The following is a 16,236-nucleotide window of genomic DNA, read 5'->3' on the forward strand; positions in this document are numbered from 1 at the left end:
TTACTTTTTGGTTAGCAAGGTGCTTTGATTTAATGAAAAAACGATTAGAGTTAGCACCTAAGCTGTTATTGCTTATACAGATTGTTGTGTAGGGTTATTTATTTTTCTTTTTTAACCACCAATCAAGTCTCGTTTCTTGTTTATAATTTGTTAGTCTTGGTTTTGTTTCGGCTCTTTCAATTTTTAACTCGTTCAAATTTGCAACAACTGACCAAATGGTTCCAAATTTCTCCTTTTTTAAATTCAAACAGACACATTCATTAGATAAGATTTCTTTAGCTTTATTTAAATCTAAACTTCCTACAGACGAGAGGTTTTCTTTTATTCTGTTATAGCGTTCCGAACTTTTACTCCACTCTACATCACCTTTATCGTAAGGTTTCATTTCTTTTGATATGAACTGATTGGTTATGGATATGAAATTTTCGTTTTTTTTTGGTCTTCGGATGAAACTCTTTTGCGGAGCGGATTCAACTACTGCAATATCAAAATTTTTATCAGCAATTAGGAAATTGTTTGCGGAGGCAACGGTTGTTTGTTGAATTAGATTTATGGCTTGTTCGGTAGTACTACAATTTTCAAGTACTTTCCTAATTATAAAATGAAATCCAATTCCAGGTTGAACCTTTGTTCCATTTACAAACGACATTGCTATTGATAGCCCTTTTTCATTAATTCCATCTGAGCGTCCGATAAAAACATCAGATTGACTTATGTATGAAAACTTATCTTTTGGTGCTATCAAACTACTTTCGGTAAATTTTTTAAACTCAAAAAGCATATCATAGTTTCTACCAACAATTACAGAGTCATTATTTTTAAAAGCGAATACACTACATTGTCCGCTTGTTTCGAAAATACCAAGACTTAATAGGAAAGCTCCAAGGTTTTTAGGTTTGTCATTAATTCCTTTTGCAAAACCTTTTATTTCATCTATGACTTCAGGATAAAAATTTTGTAATTCTTTATATGAATCAAGTCCAAATTCTTTCTTTTTAGAACTTATTTCGGGAAGTACAAAATTTGCCTTTTCTTTAAGTAGTGTTCCATACTTAAGTCCCATTTCGTAAAATTCTCCATATAGTCTTGGATGATACATTCGTGTTATAAGCTTTTTTTACTTTTCAGATTCTAGCTTTTCAAGTCTTAATTGTAATTCAATAAGCTTTTTATTAATCGAGTTCAACTCTTCGTTTTTTCTTTCAAGATTTTTAATTTTTTTATCTTGCCGAATAGTATAAAGAGTCAACTCCTCAATTTTTTTAAGAAGATTCATATCCATTTCTGCTAGCATCACTCCGTTTTGTTCAAACTCTTTTGCAGATGGTATTTCTGGAAGGTGACTATTCTTTTTAATAAATCTTTCTACTTCTTCTATACTTCTTAAGTTATAATCTTTTTTAAAAACATAATCAGGAGCAGGAACATTCAGGTCAATTTTCACTTCTTCTGCATGAATATTTCCTTTTACAGTTAATTTCATATCTGGATTCATCGTGCCTATACCTACATATCCATTCGATTCAATTGTCATTCTTTCGACCAGGCTTGAAGATTGTCCGATACCATTATTTGCTAATGATGTATAAAATTTGATTTCACCATTACCTCCGCTGATTGAAGATGCTTTTACTGATGAATGGGTATTTATAAAACCATTTCTGTCAGCATTTGCTTGCGAAAACCAATTTATAAATCCATATCCTGACTTATTTCCAAAATTAAACCACTCTTGTTTATCTAGAGATAAAGTATTATTATATCCACTCGCAACAGATCCAACTACTTGTAGTTTCATACTAGGGTTTGATGTTCCAATTCCAACATTTCCATTACCTAATATTGTAAACTTTCTGCTCGAAGATCCACCATGAGTTCTAGTATCAATTCCTAAAGCATATTCATAATTACCAGCAGTCTGATAGTTAGGGCGGAAACCGTAGATTTTAACCCCAGATGTGTAAGTCCCAGATGAATTATATTTACTCCCAAATGATATTGTTCCTGTGATTCCATTAGAATTATATATTTGATCACTATACAAGCTTAGATTAAAATTTGTACCTGTGAAAAAAGCATTCGTTATACCTGTTGTTGATCCATGATTTCTATTCCCGATTTCAAGTTTAGCATTAGGTGTTGTTGTTCCAATTCCTACGTTACCCGTTGTAGGAAATGTGTTTTGAGCTTTAATTCCAAAGCTTATTCCAATAAGTCCAATCAATAAGATTGTTTTTTTCATAATTATTTTTGTTTCTCAGTTTACTATGTATGTCCTAGTAGTTGTATATGTTACTTAAATATTTTTTAAGATTCTGATTAACGTTAATTTTTTCTGTTTTAAAATTACCACAAAAATCGGCTCGTTAGTTCAAAAAATTAATAGAGTTTCTTTGTGTGAGAGAATTGCTTATAACAATGTTATATACGCAATAGTATACATATACCCGTTTGTATCTATTTATGACCGTTTGTAAATATTTGTTTTATCATGATGCTGTACATAAAGATGCTGCCATATATGTATAATAAAAATGTATGCGTCATGATATACCTCTGGTTTGTGACGAATAGTTATAAAAAAGTGATGATTTTAATGGGGTAGAACTCGATGGCGCAGATTTGTAATCCTCGCCATCGGGAGTGATGTATTATAAACCGAAAATATCTGATTTATTGTTTTGAGTTGATAAATTTGATAGCCACAATAATATTCTTATCTTTTGTTAAATCTTCAAAATTGTGTTGTTTTATAACCTCTATATCAGGAATAATAGTCTTAGTAAATTTAGCAGATCTATCTGTCCCATAACTTTCAGTAATTGCAGCCTTTGTATCATATGGTAATTCATATAAGTCATTTGCAGTCGTACTCCCATAACTTTCTTCTCCAATCACAATAGTATTTTTACGACCTCTAAAACCCAAAACTACAAATTCTCCTGCGCTGTTTGTCATAATTCCTGATATTAGAGCAACAGGAACCTGTGATATTGGTTTTAAGTTTGGTTTTACAGCTGTATTTATTTTATGATTTTTATATAAAGTACCATTATAAATACTGGTAAGAATTTTTACATTTTTATCAATATCCAGAGACAGGTGAGTGGTACCATTTCCTAATAAATGATACAATCCAGCAAGCATTACATTAGAATTACCACCAATATTTAAACGAAGATCAATTATCCAGCCTTTAATGTTGTGTGATTGATCTATTTTTGTAATGGCATCATAAATTTCTTGCGCCGCTTTATCCAATTCTTCTCTCGTGGCATCTTTTAACAGCATTCCTGGTATAAATACATAACCATATTCCTTCTCAATAACTTTTGCTTCAAAGGATTTTCCATTTTCATAGGCATCTGCAAGACTTTGATTAAATTGTTCTTGAGATAATTGTTTGCCAAGTGTACTTTTATACCAATCTTTTTCCGAAAAAAGAAGTAAATGATTTCCTTTAATGGTATCAAATAGTTTTACTGTAATTTTTAAAGACTCTTCAAAGGATTTACTTTTTAAGGCCTTCTCTTTTATATAAGGTTTCAGACCTAACCAATCTATATCTTTAGTATGTAAATAGTTCTCTTCTAGTTCTACAAATAGTTTATTATAAAATGTATTAATACTGTCTTTAACTGTTACATGTTCGTTTTGACTATAAGTGTTTAATGAGAAAAGTAAAAGACACATAGTAATACCTGCAAAGATTGATTTCATAATGTTATTTTTTTGTTTTTATGAAAACAAAACTAAAGGCAATCATAATGTTTTTTAAGAAAAATGGCCAAAAGGATGTCCAGAAAAAAGATACTGGACATATTAGTTTTTAAGACTTGCTTTGTATTGGGAAGGAGTTAAGCCAGTAAATTTCTTAAAAACAGCATTAAATGAAGATTTCGAACTAAAACCAGCATTTTCGGCTATGGCTAATAGTGTGTACTTTTTTTGATCTTCGGTTTTTAAAAGCGTTTTAACTTTTTCAATTCTAAACCTATTGATATACTCTGAGAACGACATTTCAAATGATTCGTAAATGAATACCGATAATTCTTTTTCATTTATTTCAATTAGATAGGCTAAGTCTGACAGTTTTAAATTTTTATTTTTAAAAACCTCTTCCACTTTCATATAATGTTCAAGTTTTTGGGCTAATATACTAGGTGTTTTATCTTCAATCGAATTTTGCTTTTTAAGTGTAAACGTATTGAATAAATAGTTTGATTTTGTAAGCGACTCGAATCCTACCCAATAGATGTATATTGAATTTAAAATTAAAATAATTGAATAGACTATTCCATTATATAGATCACCTACAATATGCACAATTACTGCTAATACTATGTTTAAAATTATGACAACTATAAATACATAAGAAAATTTTAAGAGCCATTCCCAGTTTTTTTGAGAAACCTTAGTTCCTCTTATTTGGGTTTTGTATCTCGTTAAAAATTTTATTGCCAGGCTTACTAAAAGAAGGTTAAAAATTAAATAGACGTATTCGTTATATGTAAAGAATCCCATTTTATATACATTCCAAAAGATATCTTTATCTAAACCTGTATGAAGTTTTATATACCAATAAATTCGTAATATACCATAAAAAAAAGCTGGTAAAAATAGGAGGTATTCATAGTTTGAAATGATTTTTTCTTCTTTGGATATTTGACTTCTTATAAAAAAATAAAAGCCAACTGCAATAAGATACTTATATGGAAAAGGGAAAGAAGTTAAAGGAATAAATCCCAGGGTTGAAATCTTCATATACATTAGTGCATATATGAAATTAAAAAAGGATAATGAGAATAAAAAAAGAATAAAATTATTGAATGCCTTTTTATTATCTTTTTTTTTGAAATATAAATACAAACAAAGTAAAAAACCTTGTATGGCTCCAAAAAGAACAATTATAGCAATTATATTTAGCATTCAGCAGTGTTTTAAGATTATTAACCGGGTAACGCAGATTTGCAATCCGTGCTATTAAAACTTCAAAATAAATTTAAAACAACAATTTCTAATTCATGATCTAAATCTGCATAATTTCTAGTAGAATTAAAAAAATATTCCTTCTGGATTTAAAACAATCGTACCTATAATTGGATTATTATAAATGTATTTTAACAAAAAAACAATCACATAATAAGTGACTGTTTTGATATTTTGATATGTTTCACGGATTATAAATCCGCATTATAAGACTACTCGGTATCATTAAGTAATTCATTGAGCTTTTTCTGAGAAAAATCCTGATCAGGGTTCATTTCCAGCGCTTTTTTGTACCATTGAATGGCCAGGTCAATACTGTCCATTTCTCTGTATGCATCAGCAACACTATCGAACCAACCAGAATCTTCTGGCTCGAGTTCGACATTAAATTTAAATAGGTCTAATGCTTTTTCGGGATAATTTCGATCTATTAACCAATAGCCTAACTCGTCTATATAGCCACCTCCGAATACATAGTTTTGATTAGGCTTTTGCTGCTCCCGAAGATAAACCGCTTTGGTTTTGGCAATCCCATCTTTAAGAATATGATCTTTGAGTTTTAAGTGGATGGGCGCTTTTGGTATTATGGAATCGTTAAAAATTAAGTTTTTTAGTATAGTTCCTGAAGCATAATTTGACCAGAAATAATCGGCGTTGACCATCATAGCAATAGCAGATTTTTTAGCTGGAATAAATGCAAAAAAGGTACTGTATCCCGTATCTCCTCCCTGGTGAAATACTATTTTATAATCGTTTATATTATTTAAAAACCAACTTAAGCCTACACTTTTAGTTTTATTAACTTTAGTTTGGGAGGTTGTGAGCAACTCATAGGAACTTTCTTTATAAATTCTTTTTTTATTGATGATTCCTTTATTCATATTGACTTCTGCCCATAACAACATATCTTCGATATTAGAATGTAGTGTAGAACTTCCGGCATGTTTCCTGTTATAAGGGTAGATCTTACTTACGACTATGTTTAGGCTGTCACCAATAACGTGGGGTTTTGTAGCCAAATTTTTTGGCACATCAGGTTTAAAAAAAGTACTGTTTTTCATTCCCACAGGCTCAAAAATATTTCCTTTCATATAATTTTCGAAGGTCATTCCGGAGACTTTTGAAATGACATCGCATAAAATATCAAAAGCAGCATTGCTGTAACTGTATTGATCGCCAGGAGCAAAGTCGAGTTTGATGGATTGCTGACTTCTGGAATACCGTTCGGCAGCTCTGTCATCATACTGCGGATTGTCCCATTCATAATCATCAACATTAGGTATTCCAGAGGTATGATTAAGCATGTGCCTAATAGTAATGTCTTTGTAGCGTTCATCAGCCATGACAAAATATGGCAGGTAATGTATTAGTTTTTCTTCTAAATCAATTTTTCCTTTCTCCATGAGCTGAATAATAGCAGTTGCCACAAAAGGTTTTGATACAGAAGCCATGTGAAATAATGATTTGGTGGTCAAGGAATCTCTTGTGTCTAATCCCTTAACTCCATGTGCATTGGCATAGATAATGTTACCATTTTTAATTACTCCCACGGCGATACCGGGGACATCGAATACTTTTTTTTGTTTAAGAACCGTAGTTTCAATTTTTAATACTTCTGGTGATAAAGCTTTTTGAGGTTTATCCTTACAACCGAACATCGTAGTAAAACAAATACCAACGAGTACTATCTTTTTCATAATGATTATGTTAGTGGTTAATGTATAGATAAAGGATTTAGGTCTTTGTTACACCAATAGTGTCATTTTTCACAAAACTGTAATGTTGTCTACATTCTACAGAAACGAATTGAGCTTGATTATATAAGAAGTAGTTCAAATATAATGTACTATAACAAAAAACAGTCAAATTATAGTGGCTGTTTTGATATTTTGCGATGTTTCTCGGATTACAAATCCACGTTATCAGATTCGAATTTAGTTCTAGGGCACTTAGGATCGTAACCGCGGTAGTACATTGTTGGTAATAATATTTTTTATTCAGAAATCACAGGTGTTTTTCCGATTAGTTCGTCTCTTTTCAGAGTGTTGACCATAAATTTAGCTACGTTTTTTCGGCTTATTGTCGGTTTTGGTATTGGCTTGTTATTATAACTTTCTATTACTTTTTTTTCTTTTTTAAAGTTAGTCAGCCCTACAGGTCTTACAATAGTCCAGTTTAATTTCGATTTTTTTAATTCGTTTTCTTGTCTTTCGTGGTCTTTGTATGCAATTCCTATATTACTATTTTTGATAAACCATCTAAACCAACTTGGGATTTCTTTTTCCGTTTCGGCAACTCCCCATGCAGAACATACTATGATTCTTTGAAGTCCGTCTTCTGTAGTTAGTGAAATTATGTTTTTAATAACATCTGAAAGAAATGTTGCCGGTGTTCTTAGTTTAGACCAAGGAAAATCAGATTTTCGAGAGATATTCAATGCGCTTATTATTGCATCACAGTCTTTTATTGCATTTTCTAAATCAGAAATTTGTTCAGGCGAACCTTTTAAGATTTTCAGGTTGTTGTGATTTTCTTTAATTTTTTTAGGTTCTCGAACTAAACAACATACTTTATAACCTTGATTCAAAGATTCTTCAAGGATTAATTTCCCAGTTCTTCCTGTTGCTCCAAGTATCAATATTTTCATTCTTAGCTTTAGGTTTAATATTGGCCAACGGTGAGTATAAGAAACGTACGGCAAGTAAAAATCGGTACATTTATAGTGTTAACTGTTGGTTTTTATCTTATTCTTTGGTCTAAATGGCTTTATAACATCTTCATTACATTCTAAAAATGGTCCATCCATTAAATCTATACAATATGGAATAGCAGGAAAAACGGCACTCAGACACTCTCTTATCGATTTTGGTTTTCCAGGAAGATTAATTATTAAACTTGATTTTCTTAGGCCGGCAGTTTGTCTTGAGAGGATAGCAGTAGGTACATATTTTAATGATTCTGATCTCATAAGCTCTCCAAATCCAGGCATCATGCGATCACATACGGCTTCAGTAGCTTCTGGTGTAACATCTCTTTTAGAAGGACCTGTACCTCCTGTCGTAATTACTAAACAGCAATTTTGATTATCAACCATATTAATGATTGTTTTTTCTATCAAGTCTTGTTCATCCGGAATAATTTCGTGCAAATCTGTCCATTCAGAATTCAAATATTCATTTAGAGTATCTATAATTGCTTTTCCACTCTCATCTTCATAAATCCCAGCGCTAGCTCTATCGCTAACTGTTATAATTCCTATTTTGGTTTTCAACATATCTTTAATATAAGCTTCTTTGTTTTTAATTATTGGCAAAAGCTAACAACTTGTATAAATCCTGTTTTAATAGGGTTTATACTTTGTTGTAGTGTGTTTAAATTCATTTTTATTCTGTTGTAATAGGCTCATTTTGATTGCTTTTTCAAGTAGTTTAGGTTCACTCCCAGGACCTATAGTTAGAAGTTTTGATCCTGTTATTGGTACCCCATTAAACGGTCTAACATGTACTTCACCATTTGGAGTTCGTTCAAAATAAGTGTACTCTTCTTCATTTCCAATTTGAGTACAGCCTTTCACACGTAAAACACTCTTTGGAATTGCATTACAAATATCATAAATGCAATTTGAATTCGGTAAACTTGGTAGATCAGTAGAGCAGGAAGACCAATGCGTTTTAAGATGTTCAAACTTTTGAGCATTGTTTTTAGATGGGGAGAGTTTAGGAATAAGTGAAACATCAATCTTATCCATGTTTATAATTTCTGCTAATGGGTTGAGTTTATGTAGTTCTTTAACTACAAAGGTTAACCTGTCTAATGGTATATTTTCAATATGCGTTAATACAATCAAAGAAGATACCTGAATCTGATTTGCTTCAAGTTCATTATGTTCTCCTCTTTTTTGCCAATTTCTAACATCAACAACCGATATTTGAACAGGTGGTAGAAACCGATCGTTGAGACCAACTCCAAGAAAGCTCATGAGTGAACAGGCATCAGAAGTACCGTTAGCTTCAATAAGCGTAATTCCATTAGTTCGCTTAGGAATTCTATTGACAAAATCTCTAAGTTCATTTATGCCACTACAACAAATACAACTACCACTAAGTGCTCTGACTTGTTTAGACTCTATTTGCTCGATAAATTGTTGGGCATCAAGGTTTGCATTTTCATAATCATTAAGAATAATAAAAGGCTTCCAACCTTTGTCAATATAACCGATCATCAAGTGTTTTAATAATGTGGTTTTTCCTGCTCCCAAAAAACCAACAACTGTAATAATAGCTTCCATGTCTTTTCAGTACGTGTTTTTATTATTTTTTGTGTACACTATACAACTATTTCTATTCCGATAGCACAGATTTGCAATCTATGCGATTAAAACTTTAAAATAAATTTAAAACAACAATTTCTAATTCATGATCTAAATCTGAATAATTTCTAGCAGAACTAAAAATATAATCCTCTGGATTTAAAACAATCGTATCTATAACTGGTTGTTATAAATGTATTTTAACAAAAAACAGTTATGAATTCTAAACCATGATTTAGCCAATCAATATGTTTTTTCCTTGTATTCATTTATTTTAATTGATGAGAACAACGTTATAGATGTAATAGTATACATATCCCGATAATGCAGATTTGTAGAGTGTTTTTTATCTTCCTATTTCCAAAATCTTTGCTAAACAAATTTCTGCTGTCAATTTCTTTAATTCCTGAACCTTTTCTGCCAAGTATTCTAGGTGATACTTAGAAATCTGAAACTCATCCATTTTGTATCTGGCATCTATATAAGCTCGCCGTAAAAGCTCAAATAGTTCTTTTTCTTCATCTGTTTGGCGAGGAAAAATATCAAAACGAACATCGCAGTTTCTAACTCTAATATCTAACTTGTTTAAATCATGTTCTTTTGGCCTGTAATCTGTAAAAACTAATAAAGTGGTAGTGTAAAGCCTTTCTGTCGTTTGATGTAACTGGAAAGCTGCTTCATTCCAGTACTTTTTTTCAAAGTTGAATTGAAAGTTCTCTAAAAAACGAGCTGAGCTCGTAAACCATTGATCAAAATGTTCTTGTGCTTTTTGTTTGGCTTCTTTTGGTGTTAGTTTTTTAGGGTTTTGCAGTTTAAACTTACCACTATCATATAAGATTATCCCTTCTTTTTTGATATCTTGAAAGAAATAATTCCCCATCGAAAGCGCTTGATTAAGTTGTTTAACCGAATGAAAGATGATATTAATAGTCGTTAACACTTTACCCGCAAGTTCTTTGTCTACTTTTTCTTCTATTTTGTGATTGTTTTTTAAGTCATCATGTGTGGTAGCTACAAGGATATCAAAATCACTTTTGTATTCATAGATAATTCCTTTTTCTATATACATATCTTCTACTTGCTCACCTCTGGCATAACTCCCAAATAAGATGATCATTTCTACTCCTTTGCAATTTTTTAAAAGCTCGGCAAGTAATTGTAGTTCTTCTTGTTTTTCTTTAGGTAAAAGATGTGTTATTTGCCCCATAAATGCAAGATAGGAAATTATTTAATTGGATAAGAATTGTTATACGATAATTGTCTATAACGTGTTTGTGTATGGTTTGTTGCGTGTTTTTATGGTGTGAATCTACTATTAGGTTGTTATGAATATAACATTATAGAATTATTAGTATGAGTTAATTAGAAAATAAGCATTAACCTAAGACTTAGGAAAATGCTTAACATAGTAGGATACGATGTTGTAGTTAGTACTTTATCTTGATTTTTGATTTAATTTATGTTAATTGTAATATATTTGATTGATTCTTTTGAATTTTCAATGCTTAAATCACTTAATACAATTCACAAACCAGATAAAATTTATCCAACAGCTGGAAGTCCAATGTTGGTTACTTGCGATGATTTACAATTTTGGGTTTGTAAGCATAGTAGGGAAGTTTCTAAATTAATAAATGAATTACTAGGTTCAAGGTTCGCTTATTTTTGGGAATTAAAAACACCAGAGATAGCTTTGATTAACGTTAAAAAAGAGCATATTCCGTCAGGTGTTCAAGGAATTAATTTTGACAAACCTTGTTTTGGTTCAAAGTATATTCAATCAAGTCAAGAGATAAATGATAGTGTTTTAGCTTCTTTCAAGGATGCAAGTTTTAGACGAAAACTAGCAAACAAAGACGACTTTTTAATGATAGCTTTTTTCGATATTTGGCTTTCAAATGAGGATAGAAATCATAATAATAGTAATTTGTTAATTGATTTTACAATTCCAAATGAAATTTATTTTACAGTCTTTGATCACGATGCTATTTTTAATTCAAATGCATTAAACAGAGGAATATATCAGATTAATAATTTTGAATCCTTGATTGATACTGAATTGGCGAACATCTTATTCAGCAGTGGCCGAAATCTTGTTAAAGTTGTTGATAACTTAGTTAAGAAGTTTTACATTTGTGCTGAATCTTGTGAAGACAATTTAAAAGATATTATCTCGTTAATTCCACCTGAATGGGATATTGATAAGGCTTCATTAATAGCTCAGTTAAGGGATAATTTATTTAATGAAAATTGGCTTGAAAGTTGTGAGAATAACTTTAGAACAATGATTCAGGAAAATATAAAGTAATGAGAACTTTTTTTAGCATAGTATATTTAACCATTAATCCTAGTCTTAAAGAAAAGATTGGTATTGGAATGATTATGTCTAATGGAAAGGATATAAAATTTAAATTCTCAGATACTAAACTAGGTATAATTAAACAATTAATTCCATCTCAAAACTATAGTTTTTTAAAGTCATATTTTAAGAACCTAAATAATGATTTGAATGATGAAGTTGTTCAAAATAATTTGATTGAATTTAAAAAAGAGAACGCTCATAGTTGGGTTAATGAAAAATATTTTAGTTACCTACATAGATATTCAAATAATATTGTGAAATTTTCAGAACCGAAAGAGATAGATATAGCTTTCGATGAAGTAACTTTTCAGAGTTTATATGAAAACTATATTTTTAATAATGATGCAGAATTTGTACCTAATAAGGTTAAGCAAGATATTGTTAAAATTGTCAAAACTAGGCTATATTCAAAAATCAAAACAAAGGTTGATTTGGATGTAGACGTTAGTCCAAATGATTTTAAAGAGTTGATTTCATCAGTGAATGTAAATTTTATTGGTAAAAATGGTCAGATTGTCTCAGGTCAGACAATAGATTTCTCAAAGAGATATGTTGATTTAGAAAGAGATTTGACTAAGTATATTTCTTTTACCAAAGCTGTTGATTATGAGAAAGGAAGTGGACATTATTTCTTAGTTGGAAAAGAACCAAAAAAGAAGATGGGTCAAAAAAATCATTCTATTTGGAAACATATTTATGAAAGCAATATTGTAGACTATGTTCCTTTAAATGAGACTGACAAAATAAAAGATTATATTGATTCTAAAGATGTTCAACCTTATTTTGAGAAGTAGTAAATTGTTATTTAGACCTTCGTTTTTTATTTTGAATCCTCTGGAGTTAAGTAAGTCTTTAACTGAAATGAGTTCTCGAAGATTAATTTGCTTAGATCTTATTATTTTTTTAAACGCCAAATTTTATATTTGTCAACTTTGCAAATAAATACAGACCTTTTACTAAGAGAAAAATCCGCACTATTGGATTGATTTAGTCTGCTCAAATTTTTAAGTTTACCAACATAACTAAAATGAACAACATCCTTAAAAAAGGCTAATGGAATAACTTTTTAAAAAATTATTGCCTTGTGTAGCGATTATCATTGTTTTGCTTAGTTTTTTCTTGTTCCATATATTCGTAAACTTGTTTCGCTTTCGGCCTCCATTGAATAGCCATATCATTAAGTTTGGTAAATTTTCCTTTAGAGTGGACTTTTATTTTTTCCAGTTTCAATTTAGTCTCAATGTTGGAAGTTGTAGTAGCTAAAATAATACTATTATCATCTTTAATTCCATCCTCAGACATCGTTTTCAAGTCATAATTAACTAGTTGATTTCCCTTTTTGTACTGTTTAGACTTATCAAAAAGAGTTCTTATGTAATGCTCAGATGCAGAATGATTAAAAAATATGTTATTTGTACAGTTTAAAAACTGTAAGATATTCAAAGAATCTATAGAATTTGTATCTGATAATTCAACAACGGATTCCTTTTTATTTCCAACTTTATAAATGTCGGAATCAAATATTATCAAGAGATATTGTTCATTTAAAGGAAAAAAGATTTGTTGTCCAATCCAACCACTACCGTTATAGTTTATTCCGTCAAACCAGTTTTGAGATTCCATAAATTGATTGTATTCCACTACTGGAAAGTCTGATGTGATAAAAGGATTGTTAGTGGTGTTTTTTAGTAATTTGAAATTTAAATCCATAGCTAACATTACTCTACCCTTTAAATTTTCAAGCATTATTTTATGAAGATTTCCGTTTTTTACAAACTGATTTAATACATCTTGTTTTTGCTTGTTATAGAAGGTTGGATCTATTTTGTCAATTCTATCTTTTTGGTTGAGTAGAGCTTGTCTCATAAGATTTATACGCATTGGATTTCTAGATTCCATTGTGAAAATCAAGTGTAACATATCTGATTGTTCCGATGAAAATTTTTTTGGGATACTTTCATTTTGAATATATTTTAACATCAAAGGAGATAATACATTTTCAAGATTTTGGTAAAAATCTTCGAGGACACCATCTTTACCATAAAAGTATTTTTTAGAAGCCTGTTTTTTTAATTTTCCATCTTTTATAAAAAATTCACTTTTAGTATTAAAAACACCTATTTGATTCAAGTTATTCAAATATGAAAAATGCCTTAAATAGAATTTAGGCACGTAGTGTTGGTTAGCTTTTTCTGTATTGGTTTTCAAAAGGTTAGTTTAAATTACACACGACAACCTTATACATGCAATAGTACACATATACCCGTTTGCAAATATTTGTATGTATCGTACAATAAAGATATCACCAAATTTCAAAAATAAAAATAGTATATATAACCATACACCAATCATTTTGCTTTAATCAAAAATTTATATTACACTTAATATATTTTGAATTCACCATAGATCATTTTATAACCACCAACATATATTTAATGAAAATCATATAATATTTTGTAATCACCATAATGTTGGTTTTTGTATCTTGTATGGTGGTCATTTATTTTTATACGGTGATTCCAAAATGTATTATGGGGATTATTATATCAAGCGCGGGGACCAATAATAATAGTATGTTAGGATTTTCTGTATGTGCTAATGTACCCTTTAAATCGATCTGGATTGCTTTTAAAAATATACTTGCCGGCATTACGTATTTCGTCTACAGCTTCTTTTAAATGCGTATACGACTGGTTCCTTGTTTTTACAACCTCACCACTCTGTTTTATGGCACTATTTACCTGGGCGAGTAGTTGTGCCATCTCTTTAGAAAGCTGTTCGGCATGATCTAATTTCTGTATATCAAAATTTATGCTTTTTAGCTTAGCGACATTAGCTTTCCCCAAAACACTAAGATTACTAAGATCCTGTATCAAATCTGCATAGCTTTTTCCTTTAGCAATATCTCTAATAGCACTTATAAGTTCTTTATGATTACGAAATGTATACCTAAAACCGGCTAATAGCTCTTTGCGCAATTCATAAGCTATAGGGAGCTTTTGTTTCCATTCTTTTTGGGATTCTTCCTGGCCGTTTTTTCTTCTTATCCATAAGGATTGTGCATATCGTAACGCCCCTGTACGTTTTGTGAGATCATCTACATAATGTTGCCAATCAAAGTTGATGTTAAGAAAATCCTCTTTATCCTCCTGTACCCATAGATATAGATCTTCAGCTTCCTGAAGGTATACGTCTATGGGAATATTAGCAATCTTAATATTAGCATGCGGGATCGCTTGTAATACTGCAAGCTTATTTTCATAATTGTGTTTAGACATCACCCAGGTTTTTGGCTTAACTTAGAGTATTAAGAAGTGTTTCTGTAGATACAATTGTAGCAAATTCATCTTTTAGACTTGCTATGGCTGTATCATGTATTAATTGTGCACTATACTCTTGCCCGTTAGCGCCTATCTTATTAAAAGTGGCAACAGCATCTTCTATCAAATAGGTGTTAAATCCAAAATTACCTGCCATTCTGGTTGTGGTAGATACACAATGATCTGTAGTTAACCCTATAATAACCAGAGTATCTATATTCTTGCGCTCTAATTGCTCTTTAAGATCGGTTCCTATAAAAGCACTATTCACATCCTTTTCGATAATAGGTTCATGGGTTAGCGGAGTATTAAAATCCATAAATTCATTACCTACATTACCTTTGGCCAGGGGAGAAGCAGGAGTAGTAGAGCAGTGCTTGATATGAAATACCGGAAGATTATGCGTTCTCCAAAATACCAGGAGCTTTTGCATATTGGTTTCGGCATCAAGATTGTTACGCTCTCCACCCCAATAAGCAATATCTTCAAACCCTTTCTGAATATCTATTAATAATAATGCCGGAGTATTATCTTTTGAAATACGCATTAGTTTTTTTCTTTTTTTCTAAAGTCAGTATTATAAATCACGCCTAACTGTAATCGATCATAATTAACACCGGTAAAATGATTTTTGAGATATCCCAGTTGTATACTAAAATTTGATTTTACATTATACCCTACAGCGCCGTATAATCTGTTTTGACCAAAAATTGGTTCTTGTAGATTAATAAATACTTCGTCATAAACATTTAGAAACCATTTTTGATTAATAGGATAGGTGAGTTGTAAACGATATCGTGCTCTATGTTCGGTAAAATCATCATTCTGTGTGCTTATAAATCGTTGCTCTAGGCGGTATCGATGTTCGAATTTAAATTTTCCTACAGTATTCTTCAAAATAAACTGCTCGAAGATTCGATGTTCATTTGTGTTTTCTTCACCAGGAGTATCTTCAAATGTACCATCGGTGCTAATAAAACCATATCCCAAGGTAGCTATTGCTTTATCGCTAATATGATAATTTAACCCTGTTCTTAATAGTAATTGATTAAAACTTGAAGCAACTTCATAAAACCGAAACTGCGCTTCAGAATGAATACTAAGTTTATCACTTACACGATTTGTCCCAAAATACATGTACCAGGCCCCCAACTCATTTTCACCGTTGTCCTGGGCATTAGAAAAATTAAATGTTGCAAATAGTAATAGAAAGAGAAATAAGATCTTTGTGTTCATAATGTAGAATACGTTTTGAG

15 protein-coding genes are annotated in these 16,236 nt (G+C 30.8%); 2 read left to right on the forward strand and 13 right to left on the reverse strand.

Features of this window, described 5'->3' with window-relative positions; all coding sequences use genetic code 11:
* Positions 1–94: 94 nt before the first annotated feature.
* The 9 genes from NNL09_RS15930 to NNL09_RS15970 form a co-directional block, all read right to left on the reverse strand.
* Positions 95–1,099 (reverse strand): C45 family autoproteolytic acyltransferase/hydolase, encoded by a 1,005-nt coding sequence (locus NNL09_RS15930; protein WP_196909831.1) that lies wholly within the window; start codon positions 1,097–1,099, stop codon positions 95–97.
* A gap of 18 nt (positions 1,100–1,117) precedes the next feature.
* Complete coding sequence (locus tag NNL09_RS15935; protein WP_196909832.1) at positions 1,118–2,242, reverse strand: tail fiber protein; 1,125 nt, start codon at positions 2,240–2,242, stop codon at positions 1,118–1,120.
* Between the two features lie 431 nt (positions 2,243–2,673).
* Positions 2,674–3,720 carry a S41 family peptidase gene (locus tag NNL09_RS15940; protein ID WP_196909833.1) on the reverse strand — a complete coding sequence of 349 codons (1,047 nt, stop codon included), beginning with the start codon at positions 3,718–3,720 and terminating at the stop codon, positions 2,674–2,676.
* Positions 3,721–3,822: 102 nt separating this feature from the next.
* Positions 3,823–4,764 (reverse strand): AraC family transcriptional regulator, encoded by a 942-nt coding sequence (locus NNL09_RS15945; protein ID WP_196909834.1) that lies wholly within the window; start codon positions 4,762–4,764, stop codon positions 3,823–3,825.
* 437 nt (positions 4,765–5,201) lie between these two features.
* The gene (locus NNL09_RS15950; RefSeq protein WP_196909835.1) at positions 5,202–6,686 is read right to left on the reverse strand and encodes a serine hydrolase; all 1,485 of its coding nucleotides are present in this window, start codon (positions 6,684–6,686) and stop codon (positions 5,202–5,204) included.
* Between the two features lie 296 nt (positions 6,687–6,982).
* Positions 6,983–7,636, reverse strand: coding sequence for an NAD(P)-dependent oxidoreductase (locus tag NNL09_RS15955; protein ID WP_196909836.1), 654 nt, complete (start codon positions 7,634–7,636; stop codon positions 6,983–6,985).
* A gap of 78 nt (positions 7,637–7,714) precedes the next feature.
* Positions 7,715–8,302, reverse strand: a complete 588-nt coding sequence (mog, locus tag NNL09_RS15960) for a molybdopterin adenylyltransferase (protein WP_231389079.1) — start codon at positions 8,300–8,302, stop codon at positions 7,715–7,717.
* 27 nt (positions 8,303–8,329) lie between these two features.
* The gene (locus tag NNL09_RS15965) at positions 8,330–9,277 is read right to left on the reverse strand and encodes a GTP-binding protein (RefSeq protein WP_196909838.1); all 948 of its coding nucleotides are present in this window, start codon (positions 9,275–9,277) and stop codon (positions 8,330–8,332) included.
* Positions 9,278–9,644: 367 nt separating this feature from the next.
* Positions 9,645–10,505: a HEPN domain-containing protein gene (locus NNL09_RS15970; RefSeq protein ID WP_196909839.1), complete on the reverse strand. Its 861-nt coding sequence runs from the start codon at positions 10,503–10,505 to the stop codon at positions 9,645–9,647.
* Between the two features lie 252 nt (positions 10,506–10,757).
* On the opposite strand from NNL09_RS15970, the gene NNL09_RS15975 reads away from it, so the two are divergent.
* Complete coding sequence (locus tag NNL09_RS15975) at positions 10,758–11,606, forward strand: HipA family kinase (protein ID WP_196909840.1); 849 nt, start codon at positions 10,758–10,760, stop codon at positions 11,604–11,606.
* Positions 11,606–12,454, forward strand: coding sequence for a hypothetical protein (locus NNL09_RS15980; RefSeq protein ID WP_196909841.1), 849 nt, complete (start codon positions 11,606–11,608; stop codon positions 12,452–12,454). Before NNL09_RS15975 ends, NNL09_RS15980 begins: the two co-directional genes overlap by 1 nt.
* 280 nt (positions 12,455–12,734) lie before the next feature.
* On the opposite strand, the gene NNL09_RS15985 is transcribed toward NNL09_RS15980, so the two are convergent.
* The 4 genes from NNL09_RS15985 to NNL09_RS16000 all read right to left on the reverse strand — a co-directional run bounded on the left by NNL09_RS15985 (position 12,735) and on the right by NNL09_RS16000 (position 16,216).
* Complete coding sequence (locus NNL09_RS15985) at positions 12,735–13,868, reverse strand: DUF4238 domain-containing protein (RefSeq protein ID WP_196909842.1); 1,134 nt, start codon at positions 13,866–13,868, stop codon at positions 12,735–12,737.
* A gap of 368 nt (positions 13,869–14,236) precedes the next feature.
* On the reverse strand, positions 14,237–14,938 hold the full coding sequence (locus NNL09_RS15990) for a hypothetical protein (protein ID WP_196909843.1): 702 nt from the start codon (positions 14,936–14,938) through the stop codon (positions 14,237–14,239).
* A gap of 16 nt (positions 14,939–14,954) precedes the next feature.
* The gene (locus NNL09_RS15995; RefSeq protein ID WP_196909844.1) at positions 14,955–15,527 is read right to left on the reverse strand and encodes a cysteine hydrolase family protein; all 573 of its coding nucleotides are present in this window, start codon (positions 15,525–15,527) and stop codon (positions 14,955–14,957) included.
* Positions 15,527–16,216: a DUF2490 domain-containing protein gene (locus NNL09_RS16000; protein WP_025664736.1), complete on the reverse strand. Its 690-nt coding sequence runs from the start codon at positions 16,214–16,216 to the stop codon at positions 15,527–15,529. The genes NNL09_RS15995 and NNL09_RS16000 overlap by 1 nt, the downstream gene beginning before the upstream one ends.
* Between the last annotated feature and the right edge of the window lie 20 nt (positions 16,217–16,236).

Origin of the sequence: Aquimarina sp. EL_43, from assembly GCF_943422735.1 — a bacterium.
Classification (GTDB): Bacteria; Bacteroidota; Bacteroidia; order Flavobacteriales; family Flavobacteriaceae; genus Aquimarina; species Aquimarina megaterium.

Excerpts from the sequence above, each read along its gene's own strand:
- NNL09_RS15995 (WP_196909844.1), bottom strand. The coding sequence starts at position 15,527 with ATGCGTATTTCAAAAGATAATACTCCGGCATTATTATTAATAGATATT.
- NNL09_RS15930 (WP_196909831.1), bottom strand. The coding sequence starts at position 1,099 with ATGTATCATCCAAGACTATATGGAGAATTTTACGAAATGGGACTTAAG.
- NNL09_RS15940 (WP_196909833.1), bottom strand. The coding sequence starts at position 3,720 with ATGAAATCAATCTTTGCAGGTATTACTATGTGTCTTTTACTTTTCTCA.
- NNL09_RS16000 (WP_025664736.1), bottom strand. The coding sequence starts at position 16,216 with ATGAACACAAAGATCTTATTTCTCTTTCTATTACTATTTGCAACATTT.
- NNL09_RS15950 (WP_196909835.1), bottom strand. The coding sequence starts at position 6,686 with ATGAAAAAGATAGTACTCGTTGGTATTTGTTTTACTACGATGTTCGGT.
- NNL09_RS15935 (WP_196909832.1), bottom strand. The coding sequence starts at position 2,242 with ATGAAAAAAACAATCTTATTGATTGGACTTATTGGAATAAGCTTTGGA.
- NNL09_RS15980 (WP_196909841.1), top strand. The coding sequence starts at position 11,606 with ATGAGAACTTTTTTTAGCATAGTATATTTAACCATTAATCCTAGTCTT.
- NNL09_RS15955 (WP_196909836.1), bottom strand. The coding sequence starts at position 7,636 with ATGAAAATATTGATACTTGGAGCAACAGGAAGAACTGGGAAATTAATC.
- NNL09_RS15945 (WP_196909834.1), bottom strand. The coding sequence starts at position 4,764 with ATGAAGATTTCAACCCTGGGATTTATTCCTTTAACTTCTTTCCCTTTT.
- NNL09_RS15965 (WP_196909838.1), bottom strand. The coding sequence starts at position 9,277 with ATGGAAGCTATTATTACAGTTGTTGGTTTTTTGGGAGCAGGAAAAACC.
- NNL09_RS15970 (WP_196909839.1), bottom strand. The coding sequence starts at position 10,505 with ATGGGGCAAATAACACATCTTTTACCTAAAGAAAAACAAGAAGAACTA.
- NNL09_RS15975 (WP_196909840.1), top strand. The coding sequence starts at position 10,758 with ATGTTAATTGTAATATATTTGATTGATTCTTTTGAATTTTCAATGCTT.
- NNL09_RS15990 (WP_196909843.1), bottom strand. The coding sequence starts at position 14,938 with ATGTCTAAACACAATTATGAAAATAAGCTTGCAGTATTACAAGCGATC.